The sequence below is a fragment of the Priestia sp. TRN 1309 genome, assembly GCF_050846875.1.
Lineage (GTDB): Bacteria > Bacillota > Bacilli > Bacillales > Bacillaceae_H > Priestia > Priestia zanthoxyli.
Genome location: NZ_JBOZGM010000011.1, coordinates 38,034 through 54,894, shown reverse-complemented (window position 1 = coordinate 54,894; position 16,861 = coordinate 38,034). Strand labels below are relative to the sequence as shown.

The 16,861-nt window shown below is 33.1% G+C and carries 17 protein-coding genes and 15 tRNA genes; 29 read left to right on the top strand and 3 right to left on the bottom strand.

The window, feature by feature from the left end; all coding sequences use genetic code 11:
* Positions 1–86 precede the first annotated feature (86 nt).
* The 25 genes from ACRPLQ_RS25535 to ACRPLQ_RS25415 all read left to right on the top strand — a co-directional run bounded on the left by ACRPLQ_RS25535 (position 87) and on the right by ACRPLQ_RS25415 (position 10,854).
* Positions 87–161 (top strand) — tRNA-Glu (locus ACRPLQ_RS25535).
* A gap of 23 nt (positions 162–184) precedes the next feature.
* A tRNA-Val gene (locus ACRPLQ_RS25530) sits at positions 185–260 on the top strand.
* 11 nt (positions 261–271) lie between these two features.
* Positions 272–348: transfer RNA gene (locus ACRPLQ_RS25525), tRNA-Met, on the top strand.
* A 4-nt stretch (positions 349–352) separates the two neighbouring features.
* Positions 353–428 (top strand) — tRNA-Asp (locus ACRPLQ_RS25520).
* Between the two features lie 15 nt (positions 429–443).
* A tRNA-Phe gene (locus ACRPLQ_RS25515) sits at positions 444–519 on the top strand.
* A gap of 25 nt (positions 520–544) precedes the next feature.
* Positions 545–620: transfer RNA gene (locus tag ACRPLQ_RS25510), tRNA-Thr, on the top strand.
* An 8-nt stretch (positions 621–628) separates the two neighbouring features.
* Positions 629–712, top strand: a tRNA-Tyr gene (locus tag ACRPLQ_RS25505).
* Between the two features lie 5 nt (positions 713–717).
* Positions 718–791 (top strand) — tRNA-Trp (locus ACRPLQ_RS25500).
* 30 nt (positions 792–821) lie between these two features.
* A tRNA-His gene (locus ACRPLQ_RS25495) sits at positions 822–897 on the top strand.
* 28 nt (positions 898–925) lie between these two features.
* Positions 926–1,000: transfer RNA gene (locus ACRPLQ_RS25490), tRNA-Gln, on the top strand.
* 5 nt (positions 1,001–1,005) lie between these two features.
* Positions 1,006–1,080 (top strand) — tRNA-Gly (locus ACRPLQ_RS25485).
* 37 nt (positions 1,081–1,117) lie between these two features.
* Positions 1,118–1,191: transfer RNA gene (locus tag ACRPLQ_RS25480), tRNA-Cys, on the top strand.
* A gap of 14 nt (positions 1,192–1,205) precedes the next feature.
* Positions 1,206–1,294, top strand: a tRNA-Leu gene (locus ACRPLQ_RS25475).
* Between the two features lie 30 nt (positions 1,295–1,324).
* Positions 1,325–1,406 (top strand) — tRNA-Leu (locus ACRPLQ_RS25470).
* A gap of 130 nt (positions 1,407–1,536) precedes the next feature.
* On the top strand, positions 1,537–2,466 hold the full coding sequence (locus ACRPLQ_RS25465) for a tyrosine-type recombinase/integrase (protein ID WP_432236327.1): 930 nt from the start codon (positions 1,537–1,539) through the stop codon (positions 2,464–2,466).
* A gap of 154 nt (positions 2,467–2,620) precedes the next feature.
* A complete protein-coding gene (locus tag ACRPLQ_RS25460) occupies positions 2,621–3,526 on the top strand; it encodes a hypothetical protein (protein WP_432236326.1) in 906 nt (301 codons plus the stop codon).
* A 158-nt stretch (positions 3,527–3,684) separates the two neighbouring features.
* Entirely contained in the window at positions 3,685–3,903 is a 219-nt protein-coding gene (locus ACRPLQ_RS25455; protein WP_432236325.1) for a hypothetical protein, read from the top strand.
* 173 nt (positions 3,904–4,076) lie between these two features.
* Entirely contained in the window at positions 4,077–4,691 is a 615-nt protein-coding gene (locus tag ACRPLQ_RS25450; RefSeq protein WP_432236324.1) for a hypothetical protein, read from the top strand.
* A gap of 210 nt (positions 4,692–4,901) precedes the next feature.
* On the top strand, positions 4,902–5,228 hold the full coding sequence (locus tag ACRPLQ_RS25445) for a hypothetical protein (RefSeq protein ID WP_432236323.1): 327 nt from the start codon (positions 4,902–4,904) through the stop codon (positions 5,226–5,228).
* Between the two features lie 530 nt (positions 5,229–5,758).
* Positions 5,759–6,130 (top strand): replication initiator protein A, encoded by a 372-nt coding sequence (locus ACRPLQ_RS25440; protein ID WP_432236322.1) that lies wholly within the window; start codon positions 5,759–5,761, stop codon positions 6,128–6,130.
* A gap of 759 nt (positions 6,131–6,889) precedes the next feature.
* Positions 6,890–8,170: a phage portal protein gene (locus ACRPLQ_RS25435; RefSeq protein WP_432236321.1), complete on the top strand. Its 1,281-nt coding sequence runs from the start codon at positions 6,890–6,892 to the stop codon at positions 8,168–8,170.
* Positions 8,124–9,665: a phage major capsid protein gene (locus ACRPLQ_RS25430; RefSeq protein ID WP_432236320.1), complete on the top strand. Its 1,542-nt coding sequence runs from the start codon at positions 8,124–8,126 to the stop codon at positions 9,663–9,665. The genes ACRPLQ_RS25435 and ACRPLQ_RS25430 overlap by 47 nt, the downstream gene beginning before the upstream one ends.
* 98 nt (positions 9,666–9,763) lie before the next feature.
* Positions 9,764–10,174, top strand: coding sequence for a phage major tail protein, TP901-1 family (locus tag ACRPLQ_RS25425; protein ID WP_432236319.1), 411 nt, complete (start codon positions 9,764–9,766; stop codon positions 10,172–10,174).
* 90 nt (positions 10,175–10,264) lie between these two features.
* Entirely contained in the window at positions 10,265–10,498 is a 234-nt protein-coding gene (locus ACRPLQ_RS25420) for a hypothetical protein (protein ID WP_432236318.1), read from the top strand.
* A 194-nt stretch (positions 10,499–10,692) separates the two neighbouring features.
* Positions 10,693–10,854: a hypothetical protein gene (locus ACRPLQ_RS25415; RefSeq protein WP_432236317.1), complete on the top strand. Its 162-nt coding sequence runs from the start codon at positions 10,693–10,695 to the stop codon at positions 10,852–10,854.
* Between the two features lie 256 nt (positions 10,855–11,110).
* Here the strand turns inward: ACRPLQ_RS25415 and ACRPLQ_RS25410 are convergent, their stop codons facing one another.
* The gene (locus ACRPLQ_RS25410; protein WP_432236316.1) at positions 11,111–11,713 is read right to left on the bottom strand and encodes a GIY-YIG nuclease family protein; all 603 of its coding nucleotides are present in this window, start codon (positions 11,711–11,713) and stop codon (positions 11,111–11,113) included.
* Positions 11,714–11,789: 76 nt separating this feature from the next.
* Positions 11,790–13,079, bottom strand: a complete 1,290-nt coding sequence (locus ACRPLQ_RS25405; RefSeq protein ID WP_432236315.1) for a hypothetical protein — start codon at positions 13,077–13,079, stop codon at positions 11,790–11,792.
* A 192-nt stretch (positions 13,080–13,271) separates the two neighbouring features.
* On the opposite strand from ACRPLQ_RS25405, the gene ACRPLQ_RS25400 reads away from it, so the two are divergent.
* The 4 genes from ACRPLQ_RS25400 to ACRPLQ_RS25385 all read left to right on the top strand — a co-directional run bounded on the left by ACRPLQ_RS25400 (position 13,272) and on the right by ACRPLQ_RS25385 (position 16,059).
* Complete coding sequence (locus ACRPLQ_RS25400; protein WP_432236314.1) at positions 13,272–14,294, top strand: hypothetical protein; 1,023 nt, start codon at positions 13,272–13,274, stop codon at positions 14,292–14,294.
* A gap of 578 nt (positions 14,295–14,872) precedes the next feature.
* The gene (locus ACRPLQ_RS25395; protein ID WP_432236313.1) at positions 14,873–15,253 is read left to right on the top strand and encodes a hypothetical protein; all 381 of its coding nucleotides are present in this window, start codon (positions 14,873–14,875) and stop codon (positions 15,251–15,253) included.
* A gap of 67 nt (positions 15,254–15,320) precedes the next feature.
* Positions 15,321–15,713 (top strand): hypothetical protein, encoded by a 393-nt coding sequence (locus tag ACRPLQ_RS25390; protein WP_432236312.1) that lies wholly within the window; start codon positions 15,321–15,323, stop codon positions 15,711–15,713.
* A 272-nt stretch (positions 15,714–15,985) separates the two neighbouring features.
* Positions 15,986–16,059, top strand: a tRNA-Gly gene (locus ACRPLQ_RS25385).
* A gap of 115 nt (positions 16,060–16,174) precedes the next feature.
* On the opposite strand, the gene ACRPLQ_RS25380 is transcribed toward ACRPLQ_RS25385, so the two are convergent.
* Positions 16,175–16,840, bottom strand: coding sequence for a B3/B4 domain-containing protein (locus ACRPLQ_RS25380; RefSeq protein ID WP_033580874.1), 666 nt, complete (start codon positions 16,838–16,840; stop codon positions 16,175–16,177).
* Between the last annotated feature and the right edge of the window lie 21 nt (positions 16,841–16,861).

The following is a 16,861-nucleotide window of genomic DNA, read 5'->3' as shown; positions in this document are numbered from 1 at the left end:
GTGGCTGAAGAGGCGCCCCTGCTAAGGGTGTAGGTCGTGTAAGCGGCGCGAGGGTTCAAATCCCTCCTTCTCCGCCATTTTATAATGGCCCGTTGGTCAAGCGGTTAAGACACCGCCCTTTCACGGCGGTAACACGGGTTCGAATCCCGTACGGGTCACCATTTATTTTTATCTACATAATAGTGGAGGATTAGCTCAGCTGGGAGAGCACCTGCCTTACAAGCAGGGGGTCGGCGGTTCGATCCCGTCATCCTCCACCATATATTATCATCGCGGGGTGGAGCAGTTCGGTAGCTCGTCGGGCTCATAACCCGAAGGTCGCAGGTTCAAATCCTGTCCCCGCAACCAAAGTGGTCCCGTGGTGTAGCGGTTAACATGCCTGCCTGTCACGCAGGAGATCGCGGGTTCGATTCCCGTCGGGACCGCCATTTTAAATTTAATAAGGCTCGGTAGCTCAGTTGGTAGAGCAAAGGACTGAAAATCCTTGTGTCGGCGGTTCGATTCCGTCCCGAGCCACCATTTTAAAAACATTTGTTTTTAAAATGCCGGTGTAGCTCAACTGGTAGAGCAACTGACTTGTAATCAGTAGGTTGGGGGTTCAAGTCCTCTTGCCGGCACCATTTATATCGGAGGGGTAGCGAAGTGGCTAAACGCGGCGGACTGTAAATCCGCTCCTTCGGGTTCGGCAGTTCGAATCTGCCCCCCTCCACCATTTACAGGGGCATAGTTTAAAGGTAGAACTACGGTCTCCAAAACCGTCAGTGTGGGTTCGATTCCTACTGCCCCTGCCAATTATAAAATTAACATTGCATATATACGTGGCGATTGTGGCGAAGTGGTTAACGCACCGGATTGTGGTTCCGGCATTCGTGGGTTCGATTCCCATCAGTCGCCCCATTTATAAACGATATGCATATTCCAATATTGGGCTATCGCCAAGCGGTAAGGCAACGGATTTTGATTCCGTCATGCGTTGGTTCGAATCCAGCTAGCCCAGCCATATTTGCGGAAGTAGTTCAGTGGTAGAACACCACCTTGCCAAGGTGGGGGTCGCGAGTTCGAACCTCGTCTTCCGCTCCAATTTAATTTTAATAAATTTATTTAGTCTTGAGTAAATGGCGGCATAGCCAAGTGGTAAGGCAGAGGTCTGCAAAACCTTTATCACCGGTTCAAATCCGGTTGCCGCCTCCATTTATTTACAAGCTGCCGGGGTGGTGGAATTGGCAGACACACAGGACTTAAAATCCTGCGGTAGGTGACTACCGTGCCGGTTCAAGTCCGGCCCTCGGCACCATTTATAATTTTAACTTGCCTTTTTTATTTTGCCGATGTGGCGGAATTGGCAGACGCGCACGACTCAAAATCGTGTTCCTTCGGGAGTGTCGGTTCGACCCCGACCATCGGTACTTTAGCTTTACTTGAATCTTATAATGACAAGGCTTCAACGAATACGTTGAAGTCTTTTTTGTGTTTTTCTTAACACGACAAAAATAAACCAAAATCGTGTGCACCGAATCGTGTGTATAGGAGGTTTTTATGAGTAGACGTGGAGAGTTAAATGAAAAAGAATTAAATATCATTAAAAAGAAAGTAAATGATGAAGAAGCATTTGAAAAATTCTTCAGAGACTGCTATCTAAGGAATTTAAGACCTGCTACTGTTGAGTATTATAAAAACGAATTTCAAGCATTTAGAAGGCGTATAGATAAACAATTGGTTGAATGCCAGCAGCAAGATATTGAGAACTTTATTCTAATGAGTAAACAATCTATAAAAATCACGAGCATAAATACTCGATTACGTGCACTGCGTTCATTTTATAATTATCTTTCTAAAAATAAGCTGATTGATAAGAATCCCATGCAAAACATTAAACTATTGAGAGATCGTCAAAAAACGATTGAGACTTTAGATAACAAAGAGATAGAGCTATTAGTAAAAATAATAAGAAAACAGAAAACATTTGTTTCCTTTAGGGATGAAGTAATGCTACTTGTTTTTCTTGATACAGGGATTAGGCTATCGGAATTGGTAGGTATTGAAGTTGAAGACGTTAGGGGAAATAAAATCATAATAAGAAAAACTAAAAATTTATTTGAAAGAACAGTTTATCTTTCTGAAGTCACTCAAGAACAATTGAGAAGGTATATACAAATAAGAGGACATATAGAAGGGACAAATAAATTGTTTATTAGTCAAGACAATCTTGATTTACAGCCTCACAGCATTCAAAAAAGATTTACCAAGTACGGAAATACAGCAAATATAAATAAAAGGGTAAGTCCACATACATTTAGGCACACAATGGCAAAAAGAATGATAGTTGCAGGAGTCGATGCTTTCTCTTTAATGCATTTACTGGGTCATTCAGATATTACGATTACAAAGCGATACGTTAATATGTGGGGACAAGATTTAGAGGTGAAGCATAAACTTCATGGAGCACTAAAAGGTTTGACACTATAATTTTACGAATATTCAGATAAATAATATAATTAAATAAGAGATGGTAATTAAGCTTGGCGGCTCTACCATCTCTCACTAAAAAGCAGAAGATTAAACTTCTATGTTCATATGATAGCAAGTCTTTTTCTTCTGTGTCAACAAGGAGATAGAGAGTATGAAATTAATGTCAGTTTTAAGTGGTAAAGGATTTGTTATGTATAACAAACAATTAGCTAAATCAGTATCAGTAAATGCAGCAATTATCTTTGGTCAACTTTGTGCAAGTTATGAAAGCTTTAATGGAAAAGGAATGATTACAGTAAAAGACAACAAAGAATATTTTTTTCTAACAAGTGATACATTACAGGAAGAGACTGCTTTGACTTATAAGCAACAATTAAAGGCTGTTAAGGATTTAGAACAAGCAGGCTACATAGAAACTAAAATAATGGGTGTTCCCTCGAAGAAATACTTTTATATTACGGATAAAATCGTTCAAGAGTTATTTGATGAAGTAAACTCCAGCTCTGACAAAAGGGAAGACCTAGAAATTACAACAAAACCAGAAGCAGTAGTAAAAAAGGTAACTCCTAGCTATGACGAAAGGGAAAACCTAGGAATACCAAAAGGACACAGCAAGCCTGTACAAAAAGGCTCAAGTATTAAAAAGAAAAATAAAAAAGAAAAAGATAAAAATAATAATATAAATTACAATTGTAATTTCAAGAAACCTTTAGAACCAGCAGAATTTAGAGAACTATTAAGCAATGCCTGTAATGAATTTTATTCTGAATTCACAATTGGTAGGTGGTCTAAAAAACAATGGAATATCCTTATAGGAAAGTTTGTTAATGATACTATTGAAAGTGGACAATACCTTAAAGTACCGCAAGAAAATATAAGAGGGTTTGCTTTCAAATGTATTGAAAGAATGTGTAATAACTCAGATTATAAACATTCAGAAGAGTTTGCTGACTATCAAGAAGTTATGAAAGATCTATCTCACACCAAAATAAATTCTTATACAAGTGATAAGTTCTATAACTGGTTAGAGGATGACAATGATAATTTAATTTATTAAATTAATATAGAATAGCTCTTAGAGGCTCTAGATCAGCCTGCAATGATTTTCTATTTAGGTTTAATAGGTAATTAAAAGAATACAGCGAAAATCTCTAAAAATAAGATTTATATAATAAAATTACCTAAAGTGTTCTTATAAACAAGGAGGTTAACAATGTGGAAGAGATAATAAAAAAAGAGCTACAAAAATCAGAAATAGAATTGAAAAAACAGATTAATGAAGTTCGTCTAGAAATGAAAGAGAATTTTAATTCAGTCAATAAGCGTCTTGATGAGATTATTACTCGCTCTGATAGGGTTAATCATAATAGAACGGAAATGCGTGAGCTCCTTACGAAAATCGAGAAGAATACATCTAGTTATAGAGCGAAGTGAATATACAAAGCTGACTATAATATTCCAAATTAGTTTACATAATCGAGCAAAATAAAATTGTTCGGTTTATTTTTTGTTTCGTCTGTTCACAAATTCGTCACATATTTCGCTTTACAAGAACGTGTGTTCCGATATAACAGTAGTAGAAAATAAAACTACTGGAGGTCATACAAATGACAGAACAAATTAAAGAGTTGAAAGAAAAGCTAAGTAATCTAATAAACTGGGCACGTATTCTTGATAAGACTTGCGACTCTGAAGAAGATTACAAGGAGTTAGAAAAAACTGACAAAGAAATTGATAACATTCGTGCTAAATTGTTTCAGCTAACTGGAGATTATAAATACGCCACTGTTGAAGAGGTAATAAAAAAGTATCGCAGATCATATTCAGATGTTCGTGAGTATGGAGCAATTTCACTTTCTGAGCTTTACAAACGCAAGCGAGCTAAAATCGAAATTGTTAAACGGATTCAGAAACGAAATGGGGGAAGAAGGTTGTCTGTATATATGAGTAACCTTCATATTTTTTATGTTGAAAAAGAAGAAATCGAAGCTTATATATTAAAAAATAAAATGAAGCCACTTAACCGGAGAAAGCGACAATTTGATATGCTTATAAATGAAATGCGAGATTATGCTCATTATTTTGAAGTTAGAAATCGAGTTGAAGAAGTGCATGATTTAGTTCGTCAAGTATTTGGTCCTAACAAAATGGCTTTGGATGCTAAAGTAAATGAAATTAGGAAAGTTATAAAACTGACAAAAATGTTAAGGAATCAACTGTAATGGTTGATTCTTTTTTATTATAAAATTTTAATTTTATAATTTTGCTTTACACTTTTGATTTTGAAGATATAATGCCTCTGAAATGAAAAAAACATTCTAGGCTGTATCTATGTTTATTAATGATTACAAATAAATGTATTTTTTTCTATTATAAAACAGGTAATTTGTCATAATTTGTTGTATTAATATAAAAGAAGGGGGTGTGAAAGAATGTCTGATAAACTAAGGTACGAAAATTTTGTGAGAGCAGCTTTTTCGTTTGCTCTTAAAACGCCAATTGAACGCTGGGGAGATCCTGCTACTTTGGCTAATACTGATTATTATGATGATGATTATTTACCACGTGTAAAAGCAGCTGTTTCTTATTCAATGGAAATTTTTAATGGGGAAATTCGAGAAAGACCTAATCTCCCAGAAGAAGATTACGACTTGATGGATGAGATTCTTGCTTCAGTTATACATGCACCAAATACAGAGGTATTAACGTCATTAATTAATCGTTATAAAGAAGAACTTTATCAAAAATATATTGTATAATTTATTTGAATTTATAGGGTACTGATTTATCAGTATCCTTTTTATCTCTAAAATAAGTAATTTCCCATTTGGTAGCAGATAGGGAGACACCAAATATGGAAAAAACATATGAAACTAAAAATGGTAAGGTATTTTAAACTCCGGTTAAAGAGGTAAAATACGATGTTTTTACATTTATTTACGGTTGGAAGTCAAATAATGAAGAATAGATAATAACATTCACTTGCTAATTGTTAGCGAGTGTTTTTAAGGTGAGTAGGAAAGTAGTGAAATAAAGTTAAAATCTAAAGTTGTTCCATTTTAGGACTTAGTAATTTCATAATGGTACTCATGACATGTTTCAAAATAATACTCTATCTATACTTATTTACTATACTTATAAATAAAATACTTATTATACGAAGAAAAAATCAAGATTTTTCCTTCGATGCAAATTTTAATAAAATAATTTTCCGATGTTGTTTACAAATGGAACAAGGCAGATATAAATATAGCGTAACCAAATTATATAAACAACGGAGGAAATTAAAATGTACAACATGGAAAATAAATTCTTTAAAGTCTACAAGGAAATATATCAACACGAAAAATTTAGAGAACTAACTGGAGACCATATTATTTATTACTCTTGGCTTCTAGATTTAAATGAGCTGTCGAAAAAGCATGCTAAAGATTTTACAGATAGCGATGGACGATTATTCGTTATCTTTACAGAAGAGGATGCTTATAGGTATTGCAATATAAAGAAGGGTAAACTTTATAGAATTAAATCAAAGTTAAAAGAAGTTGGGTTAATTGATTACAAAGCACAAAAAGTAAAAAAAGCTGGAATCTCAACTCCTATTTACGTCACTCCTTATGATATATGGAAGCAGAAAAAACAAATTGATTTTGCATCTTAATAACATATATAAAGTAGATCCAATCAAGTAAATGAACTAAAAAAATTCCTGAAAAATGTTCAAACACTGTCTAGAATCATTTAGTTGTATATATAAATTATAGAGCAATAAAAGTATTAAAAAGTTATTATTTTACGTACAGAAACTTAGTTTTGTATATATTAATAATAGAGAAGTAAGTTAGAGAGCAATCTATTTTTTTATCTTCTATTTTGCTCAAGTAAGCAGTAGAAGTACTTAATAAGAATTTTTTAAACATGCGTTCCTCCGCATTTTCAATTCTTTCGTTATCTTTCTACTTCTTTGATGTGTTCATTAAAGTTTCAACTGAGAGCCAGTTTTTCCATCTGGTTCTCCTCTTTTTATAACTAATTGGCGTCTAAGACGCTTGTCATAATTGAATCTTCTCTTTATGTTCTTCTTTTCTAGTTGTTATCGCTCCAGCCGAGCACAGCATCCTAAGAGGCGTACTCTTTAGTACGTCTTTTTTAATTTAACTATTTAATAAGCATCAAATATAAAATTCATTTGGTATTTATTAAATAGTTAAATCTTAGGTGGGATCTTGGTCGAATCCTACTTGTTGCTTACATGTTAAGTAATGTACTAATTCCAGTGTAGATTTGACGAATTACATCATTTTGATTGTAGTTCACGAGGCATCTCATTTATTGAGATGTCTTTTTTTATTTCGCCTACTTTTTGTTTAGATAAACAAATTTCAATAATAAAATCACAACATTAGAAAGGACAGATTAAATGAAAAATCCATTTAAATGGTCAGGTTCAAAGGTAAAGACCCAAAGTTCTGATGAATATGTTGGCTCAGCAACATTTTTTTACAGCAGACCAGTGGCGCCAGTTGATGAAACTCAAGCTCTTTCAATTCCTGCTATTAAGGCAGCAGTAGAACTTATTAGTAATTCAATCTCTCAACTTCCTATTCATCTTTATGTTGAAAATGAAGCAGATCAATCGGTTGAAAAAATTAAGAATGATCCACGAGTAAATAGACTTAATTGTACTGCTAATAACTATGATGTCGGTCAGGTTATTAAGAAACAAATCGTACAGGATTATTTGTTACGAGGAAAAGCGTACGTCTACAAAAAAGAAGATGGTTCTCTTCATGTTTTACCTGCTAGAAACGTAAACGAAGAGGGAATGACGAAAGACTATATTTCTTTTATTAAAAAAACGTATCAGTATAACGGAATGGAAACTCTTTGGTTAGATGATACGGAAGTATTTGAAATTAATTCAGGTACAAATGGTTTGCTATATGATAACGCTCAATTAATTCAAATCGCTCTTAATCAATTAGATTATACAGATTCATTGCTTGGTAACGCAGCTATTCCTACAGGTATTCTTAAAGCTTCATCAAGATTGACTGAGAAGGCAATTAATAACCTAAGAGAAAGCTGGACAAGCCTTTATAGAGGCTCCAAGAATACTGGAAAGACAATCATTTTAGAAGAAGGTATGGACTACCATCCATTGAGTTTATCCCCTGACAAAATGCAAATGGTAGAAAGTCAGAAAGCTATTGTTTCAGAGGTTGCCAGAATCTTTTCGATTCCTGAGTCGATGATCAACTCTCATGCAAACAAATATGCTTCTCTTGAACAGAATAATCTTACTTTTTTACAGTCTTGTATTGGTCCAATCATTACTTCAATTGAAGGATACTTGAATAAAAATCTTTTAACTGATACCGAAAAAGCTTTAGGTTATCACTTCCGATTTAAGACAGAAGAAATCCTTCGTACAACTGAAAAAGAAAAGATGGATACAATCGAGGCGGCTTTTAAAAGTGGCCTTTTGTCGTTTAATGAAGCTCGTCATAAACTTCATCAGCCAAAAGTTAAAGATGATTACTACTTATTATCTCTTGGTTCTGTAATTAAAAATGCAGATACCGGTGAATTAACAATTCCTAACATGGGTGTTGTAGATAACAAAAATAATCAGAAGGAGGAAAATTCAACTAATGAAAATGGAAATAAGAACGACCAATCAAATCAATCTAACGTCTGATGGCAATGACTTATCAGTTGCTGGATACGTAAACAAGCCTGGTCAACTATCCGAAGTCTTAGGAGTTACAAAGAAATTCCGAGAGAAGATCGCTCCAGGTGCTTTCAAGCGTGCAATCGAGAATCGAAATAAAGATATTGATTTTCTTGGTGAACATGACGCAAAACAACTACTAGCAAGTACAAGAAATGATAGTTTAACTCTTCGTGAGGATCCCAATGGTCTATACATGGAAGCTAAAATCACTCCAACGAGTTTTGGACAAGACTTTTATACGCTAATATCTAGTGGCTTGATTTCAAGTATGAGCTTTGGATTTAGAAGTATTAAAGATTCATGGGATTACGTTGAAGGAATGGCCATTCGTACTATTGAGGAACTCGAACTTTTTGAAGTAAGTGCTGTAAAGAATCCTGCTTATTCGCAAAGCACAATTGCAGCTCGTGGAATTGACTTAGTTCAAGAGGTGGAAGTCCCTCAACAGTTATCTGATGATAATTCGGAATATTACAAAAATATTGAAGAAGAAAGAGGAAATGACATGATTAAAATGACTACAGAAAAAGAATTACGTGAAGGTAAAGCTGAACAACGAGGATATGATGAATTTTCACGGATTATTCGTGAAGGTAAAGAGATTCGTAGAGTAAACATGACAACAGATGGAGGTTCATTAATTCCAACTAACGTTGCTAATGAGATCGTATTAAAGATGGTTGAAATTTCTCCTGTATTTGCAAAAGCTCGTAAATTCCCAACAATGGCTGGTTCATTGAAAGTAAATAAAGAAAACGATTCAGTAGTAGCAGGTTTTGTTGGAGAAGCTGAAAATTTACAAGAACAAGTAATTAACTTTGTACCTGTTGAATTAAAACAAAAACGTGTTGGTGCTGCTATTTCTTTAACAAATCAATTTATCAATGATGCTGGAATTGATATTGGTGCTTACGCAAAAGACTTGCTTGCAAGACGTACAGTTAAAGCTGTAGAAAAGAGCATGTTGATTGGTGCCGGTGGAAACGAGTTTAACGGTATTATTAATGACGTTGATGTTAAACCTACTGCCTTTGCTGGTACATTAGAAACGTTAGAAATCGATGATTTACTTGATATGTATAACTCTATTCATCCCGATTTCTTAACTACTTCTGGATTTATTTTTAATCGTACCTTCTTTAACAAAGTATCAAAAATGAAGGATCAAATGGGCCACTTCTACCTACAGAACGGTATTGTAAACGGCAAGCTAACTTACACATTATTCGGTTTAGAAGTTTCTGTTACAGACGTTCTTCCTGATACTACTCCTGCTCTATTCGGTAATATTGAAGAAGCAGTTTCAATGCTTATCAAGAAAGATATGGGTCTTATCGAAGTAGCAACTGATACTACTCAGGCCTTGAGAGGCAGTCGTTTGTTCGTACTTGATGCATTCATGGATAGTGCTGTAACAAACCCTCAAGCAATCGTTAAATTAAACGTAAGTGCTTCTTAATTATACCTAAACTTGTGAAACATTTCACAAGTATGAGAGTCGATAATTTCGGCTCTCTTTTTTATTTCTTGATAAACGAAAGGAAGTAATACAATACCATGAAACAGACAGGCATGAGCGTTAAATTATTTATCAAAGATGCTACTACTGGACAAGTATTAGCAGGTCAAAAAACAGCGTCGTTAAAGCGTAGTGCTGATAGCATTGAGGCAACGTCAAAAGATACAGCAGGATTTTGGAAAGAGAGCTTGCAAGGCTTCAAATCTTGGTCAATTGATTGTGATGGTGCTTTTGTTGAATCAGATGTAGCATACGGCTTACTTGAGACAGCATTCTTAAATTCTCAGAACGTAGATGTTTATTTAGAATTTCCTAGTGGAGCTAAATATGAAGGTAACTGTACAATTACAGACTTCAGTATGGAAGCTCCATATGATGACCTTGTTAGCTACAAGATTTCATTAGATGGTAACGGTGCATTAACTACTACTGCGGGTACGCCTAGCTAATTTGATGGAGGTCCTAACGGATCTCCGTTTAAATTTCTTCAATACGCAGATGGCTAACAAATGCCTAATAAATTACAAGGAGTGATTAGTATGAAGAATTATATTAAACATGAACGTCCAGAATATATCGAAGCACTCGAATCTATTAGGCATCTGTATAGACCTGAAAAATATAGATTCATTTTAGCAGAATCTTTAGTTCTATATTTTGCTGCTCAAACAACATGCTTAACTGACATTTTAAAGAATACGAATAGACGTTTAAAAGAGTACGGATATAAAGCTGTTTCTCTAGGCTTTATACGGAACGTATTAAACAGATAATATAAGCTGTAGTATCTAAGCATATAACAGCTAAGTAATGCAGTTAGATACAGCTTATGATAAAGCAATGTAATGCTAATGAATATGTTATGTATTCAAGGAAGTAAGTGATGTAGTTACTAATCGATGGATTAAGTTAGATAGGTAGTAGTTACATTCAGTAGATGATACAGAAGATATAGCAACAACATACGATGGATGTAGCATCATCATACAGCAGATGCATCAGCAACAGCATCATCGACTGTAAGACGTCGAAGCATCGATGGTTAGCTACAGAAGATGTAGTTGACGTAGTAGATGTAGCATCAACGATTGAAGCAATGAAGCAACATCAATTGCAATCGTTATGTTGATTGTTAGAAAGATGATTGATAGTAGATGTTAAATAGCTAAAGATGATTGGTGCTCAATAAAGATTTCGAAGAAATTCATTTAATTTTTTAAAATTTTTTTGAAAAATGGAGGCGAAAGTTTGTATCGCCCACTGTTTTAGAAAAAAACAGACACTGTACTAATATTACGGGGGAAGGTTCACTAACTACGACCAACCCAAATCGCGATTTCGTGTAAAAAAGCCCATTCAAAAGAATGGACTTGGTATTGAATATTTTATTCGTTCATCAGCATGGTTTCTTTTTTATCTCCATACCATCCATCTCCACCTGGAGCAAGATTGTAAAAAGTCTGATCACTAACTGCATTGAAAGTGTCGATATACATTTTCTCAAGCTCATTTAATTGTTCATTTGTGTAAGCATAAGCGATAATTTCTCTTTCGAAATTCTCTTCTCCAAGCTCTTCAATTGCTGCCCTTAGACGAACTCCACTACCAAAATAATTGTCATCAAATCTCGAATGCTTACCAATATACTTCATCCCATTTAGAAGATTAGTAGTTATATAGATGAATCCATACTTATTTTCAAGATCAATTTTATCTTTTTCAGATAATTTCCTTTTATTCCCTAGGTTCGTTTCTTTAATTTCTTTCCACTTACCATTAGCTTGAAGAACTTCTTTGAAGAAGCCGAAAAGGTTATTGTGAGTCCTAGCTTTGTTATTTCCATGATGCCTGTTGGTATGTTCAACACTTGAGATATGTTTTGGTTTACCTTCATAAGGGTTTTCAATGGTTACACGAATTTCATTTTCTGTCCACTGAAAAAAGTTTAATTTTAATCCACTTAAAGTTTTTTCTGATTTTCTAGCCATAATTTGCCCCTCTAATTTGCATAGAACATGTAATCCCCCATGCAAAGTAATTCTATATCAACAGTTTATTAGTTAATTAAAGTTGTAACAAGAGTTCTTTATATTTATTCTCTATAATAGAAAGAGGGTTTTTACCTCGATCTATAAAGTCTAACATTGATAGCATATCATCTTGATCTAAAATTAATATTTTTACTTGATTCCTAGCTAAGTTTCTAACTAACGAATCTTTGGCATTATCTTTAAGGCCATTACGAGCAAAAATTATACCTATATTTCCAAAGAAGGGATTCTCATTCAGATAACTAGTAAATGTATCTAAATCTCTCATACTGAGAGGTTCTTTATAATTTTTAGCGTCAAATAAGAGAAACTCACAGTTCTTAGCCTCTAACTTTCGAAGGAATGCATTATTAGAATTACTATTATCTATGATAAAGTCTCTTCTTCTTACTCCATCAATATTAGAGTTCTGAACTCGTAGATTAAACTCTTCGTAATAAGGGGAGAAACAAATATCTAAAAACTTTTCTACATAATCCTCAAAGGCATTTCCATTTGATTCCGGAATATCAACCAGTTCTTTTTGAAGTTGGTAAATTTCAGTGATAACAGTTGTTTTCAGTATGTCAAAAACACCAAAAATTTCCTTTGTTTCTAGGGAGGCTACCTTTTGATAAAAATCTATACTGCTTGTAAAATTAAATTCTGAGATTGTAAAAATAATATCACTAATATCAATAATTTCATCAAAACCAGTAAATTGTTTCTCTGCCTTTTCCTTTTCAGCATTAATAATTAGTATTTTTCTATTGCCCCCTGTATGATCTATAATATCTTCACTGATTAATTGATCTTGCAAGGGAAAAATAACATTTATTCTCGTAGCTGTAAAAGCAAAAATACCTGATTCAAAGTCCCAGTTATGTAGGCTGAATTTAGCGTAGTTATCTTTTTTCTCTAAAGGAATGTCTGGATAAAAATTGCGGTACATATTATAAAAATACTCTGCAATTTGAATTGGTTTAGCTTTTTTTACTATTTCATAAATGAAAAAGCTTCTTATTTTATCTATAATTGTAAGGTTGATGTGACTTAAAGAGTCTGTTCCAGAAGCATAACCAAAATCATCCTCTTTCTCCGTTGAAAATGAATGCTCATCTCTTGTTGTTGAAAGGTATATCCAAAATTTGCTTTGGCTTGAATCAACGACATTATAATTTTCATCGTGTATTAAGACTAATCTCATTGATGAAAAAAAATCCCGCCATTTTTGGTTGCTTTGTGTGGCTTCGACTAATCTCCTTTGTATTTTGGTGAAAAAAGGAACTATATCATTGAAGAATGTATCCTGTGGCGTAGGCAAAAAAATGACCTCCTCTATATTAATCTCTTTTTATATTCTTAATAATAACCAGCATTTACAAGAGACTACTACATTTTAATATAAAAACATACATATATGGATAAAAAGTAATAATTAACCACTATAATTCTTTTATACGAACACATAATATAGTATAATTTTACCGTAAAATAAGAAAGAAGTGGTGAAAATATGAGTATAAAAATACAATGTAGAGTAGGGCTTCCTTATATTATTAGACTAAAAGACGCAAAAGATTACGAAAGAGAATTTAATTTTCCTGAATTTTCTTTCTTTAAAATGACTTTGCTTTTTAATGATGCTGAATACGAAAGTATCTACTCAGAAAACTATGATGAGAAATCTTGTCAGTTTATGCAAATAGAAGCTATTTCAGATAAGTATCATTATCAAAATTATAAGGTTAATAAAATAGAGAAAAAACTTGTGGGAGAAACAACCTTTCAAGAATACGAACATGATGTAGAAGATGTACCTGAAGAGGTTGAAATGGATATTATGAAAGATATTTCTCCTAGGATTAATGAAATTATTGATTACATTAAAGAAAAATCAGGTATGTTTTGGTTAAGTCCTATTTCTATCAATCCCACTAGTGACATGTTAGGAATATTTACAGATTATTTTTTCTATGCACCTAATGCAAAAATTGATAGAGAAATGAGAAAAACGATTACAACGATCGATAATTATATGGAGGCTGGTTCCGGAGTAAGTGCTAATAAAATATACGATGAATTTTTTGATGACTATGAAGATTTCGAAAAAGACAAATATAGAATTAGCCATCAGTTCTTAGAAAAAGCGAAGACAGCTCTTTATGAGTCGAAAATCAATGAAGCAATTATTTACGGAGCAATTGCTCAAGAGTCTTTTATTTCAAAATATATAGAAGACAATGCACCCGAATCAGATATTATTTATAAAAAATTACAGGGTATTAATGGTTACCTTATGGATTTAAAATATAACGTAATTCTAAAATATCTTAAAAATAAAAGTTTAAAAGAAATTAACCAGTCTTACTGGAATACAATTCAAAATCTTTATAAATTGAGGAATGCTCTTATGCATTCTGGAGAAATCACACCAGAATTTTTGGATAAAAATGGATTTATATCTCTAAACTTCAATGAGATAAAAAAAGCTTTAAAAAATGTTGAGAACGCTTTTAAAGAAATAAAGAAACTTTAAAGTACCTTATAAAGTTTAAAATGTAAAAATTAATTATTTTGATTTACAATTTCAATTTTCTCGGTATAAGAAACCAAGACAAAGAGTGTCGCATATCTTATATCGAGGTGTTTCACCATGAATTTTAACTACGAAGAAATTGGAAAGTTTGATGCTCGTAAAGCTGCAAAAGCTCTCCTTGAATTATCAGAAAAAATAAAATGAGCAAGAAAGTTAACTCTGTGCCACGAAATGGAGACAGTTTTCCCCTTTTAAATTCCCTTATATTATAATAAATATATAGGAGTGTAACATATATAAAATTAACTGAATATTATAAATAATTTTCATGCGTAGAAGAAATGAAGAAATTAATGGAACTGTACTTAAAGGTAAAGGATACTGAAGTTTTTAAACAGTTTATGGATAATTACTCGGATGATATGAAAAGTACAGACTGGAAATGGTTAGAAGATGTTTTGTAGTAAATAGCATATTAAAATTATAAAATATTAATTTTATTTTATTTTCAAAAGGTATATTTAGGAAAAAGGTAGAAATTGTACTTAGTTGTAATTAAATATAGAGGGGGAAGCAAAATGATTTTAAAAGAGGTTATTTTTAAAACAAATGTTGTACAAGAATTTGTTACATACTTTTCAAAAATAAAATTCCCTGAATTACAAATAAGTACAGAATTGATTTTTGCTAGTAATAAAAATATAGAGTTCCAGTGCTTTCAAGTTTACCAAGAAACAAATCATAAGAATGAAAAATTAATTTCTTATAAAATTGATTTTCTTGATAATGAAAGGTCTTTAACACCTGTAGGAAATATCTTAGGGATACAAAAAGAGAAAAACAATGAAACTGTAAGCATCAACGTAGATTATTGGGCAATTGATCATGGTATGGTAACTGGATATACTTTATTTGAAAATGGGCAAGTTCCGTTTAGAAGTTTAACAAAAATAAGCTAATTTTATTTTAACTGTGGTTTACAAAATCAACCTTCCAGATATAAAAACTCTAGGAGGTTGATTTTTTATGTTACCAACAAAAGAAGAACTTATTAAACATTTATCAAATAAGATGACAAACCAAGATATTGCAAGAATGTATGGGATTACATTTCAGAAGATAATACAGCTTATTAAGAAATGCGGTCTTGATCCAAATGAACTCAGAAAAGTGAATAAGTACATTGTTTATCTTCATTTATTAAATAGTGAAGTTGTTTATGTAGGAAGTGGAGTCTGGTATCGGTGTAGAAGGTATACTAATAGAAGAAACTCGGAACATAAGCAACTTATGCAAGAGGGGAAAATTGAGTATAAGTTTATGGGAGAGTTTGATCGAGAAGAAGATGCGAGGAATTATGAAAAGGAACTTATAAAAAAGTATAAGGAATTGGGGCAAGCTAAATTCAATAAAAATTAATCAAAAACAATCAAAAAAATCATAAATAGTGTTGACTTTTCCGAAGGAACAAGGCATAATAATAAAGGTAATCGTGTTAACCGAAAAAACAACAAAGTTCGACAAACGTTGAAGGTAAAGATCTAAATAAGATTCGAGTTGTTTTGGGGACTCAAAATCGTGTTCCTTCGGGAGTGTCGGTTCGACCCCGACCATCGGTACTTTAGCTTTACTTGACAGGATGATTCCTGTTTTTATTTTTACTTATTGGTCGACAAATTTTGATAATATTTGCGGGTGTAGTTTAGTGGTAAAACCTCAGCCTTCCAAGCTGATGTCGTGAGTTCGATTCTCATCACCCGCTCCATACATATTGTTATCACAACGCAGTGTCTCGCTTTCAAAGCTGAGATGTTGCGTTTTTTATTTTTAGCGTAAATATAGCGTCTATCTTTTCAAGATAGACGCTATATTTACGTACATCAGTTAATGACTTGATAGGTTGCTTCGCCGCCGTGAATTTGAATGAACATGTCACTTAAGGATTTAGTTAGTTTATAAGCCTGTTCTTCTGAAAGTGAAGGTTTTAAATAGATGAACTGTACAGCTTGTGTTGTCTTTTCAGTTACGTACGCTCGGTTAGAATCGACATAAGGGCTTCCGAAAGCTCCTAGGGCATCTTTTGAAATGATTTTATTTTCTAAAGAAATGTTACGTTCATTTAGAGCTTCGTAAGACTCTTCTTTTTTACCGATAGTAAATTCAACGTGGCCCTCTATATTAGAAGAATCATAAATTCCAATTGGTACTTCATATTGCAATGAAAAAAAGTTATTAATGTCCACAGCAGAATTGATAGAAGGAAGATACGTTTGTTTTCCTATCCGTCGAATTAAAGCTTCTATAGAAGGACGGTATTTACTTGGATCCGTTCCAAATGTTTTGAAAAGCTTTCTCCACTCGCTAACACCTTCAAATTCTGTTACTTTTTTTGACTCAAGGTCAAAATAAATGGATTCTTGAAAAAGGCGCAGACGTCCTTTTAGCATTTGAGGAGAATCGCCAACTTCAATATTTTTATACTGAATGATTCCCATTTTAAAAGAAGGGCAAAGCTGTTTAATAGCGGGTGATAATGTAAAGTTCATTTTTTTGATCCTTTCTATTAT

Bases quoted from the DNA above. Each gene is read 5' to 3' on its own strand.
- ACRPLQ_RS25445 (WP_432236323.1), top strand. From the start codon at position 4,902: ATGTCTGATAAACTAAGGTACGAAAATTTTGTGAGAGCAGCTTTTTCG.
- ACRPLQ_RS25400 (WP_432236314.1), top strand. From the start codon at position 13,272: ATGAGTATAAAAATACAATGTAGAGTAGGGCTTCCTTATATTATTAGA.
- ACRPLQ_RS25395 (WP_432236313.1), top strand. From the start codon at position 14,873: ATGATTTTAAAAGAGGTTATTTTTAAAACAAATGTTGTACAAGAATTT.
- ACRPLQ_RS25380 (WP_033580874.1), bottom strand. From the start codon at position 16,840: ATGAACTTTACATTATCACCCGCTATTAAACAGCTTTGCCCTTCTTTT.
- ACRPLQ_RS25435 (WP_432236321.1), top strand. From the start codon at position 6,890: ATGAAAAATCCATTTAAATGGTCAGGTTCAAAGGTAAAGACCCAAAGT.
- ACRPLQ_RS25410 (WP_432236316.1), bottom strand. From the start codon at position 11,713: ATGGCTAGAAAATCAGAAAAAACTTTAAGTGGATTAAAATTAAACTTT.
- ACRPLQ_RS25440 (WP_432236322.1), top strand. From the start codon at position 5,759: ATGTACAACATGGAAAATAAATTCTTTAAAGTCTACAAGGAAATATAT.
- ACRPLQ_RS25415 (WP_432236317.1), top strand. From the start codon at position 10,693: ATGGATGTAGCATCATCATACAGCAGATGCATCAGCAACAGCATCATC.
- ACRPLQ_RS25460 (WP_432236326.1), top strand. From the start codon at position 2,621: ATGAAATTAATGTCAGTTTTAAGTGGTAAAGGATTTGTTATGTATAAC.
- ACRPLQ_RS25420 (WP_432236318.1), top strand. From the start codon at position 10,265: ATGAAGAATTATATTAAACATGAACGTCCAGAATATATCGAAGCACTC.
- ACRPLQ_RS25390 (WP_432236312.1), top strand. From the start codon at position 15,321: ATGTTACCAACAAAAGAAGAACTTATTAAACATTTATCAAATAAGATG.
- ACRPLQ_RS25425 (WP_432236319.1), top strand. From the start codon at position 9,764: ATGAAACAGACAGGCATGAGCGTTAAATTATTTATCAAAGATGCTACT.
- ACRPLQ_RS25450 (WP_432236324.1), top strand. From the start codon at position 4,077: ATGACAGAACAAATTAAAGAGTTGAAAGAAAAGCTAAGTAATCTAATA.
- ACRPLQ_RS25430 (WP_432236320.1), top strand. From the start codon at position 8,124: ATGAAAATGGAAATAAGAACGACCAATCAAATCAATCTAACGTCTGAT.
- ACRPLQ_RS25465 (WP_432236327.1), top strand. From the start codon at position 1,537: ATGAGTAGACGTGGAGAGTTAAATGAAAAAGAATTAAATATCATTAAA.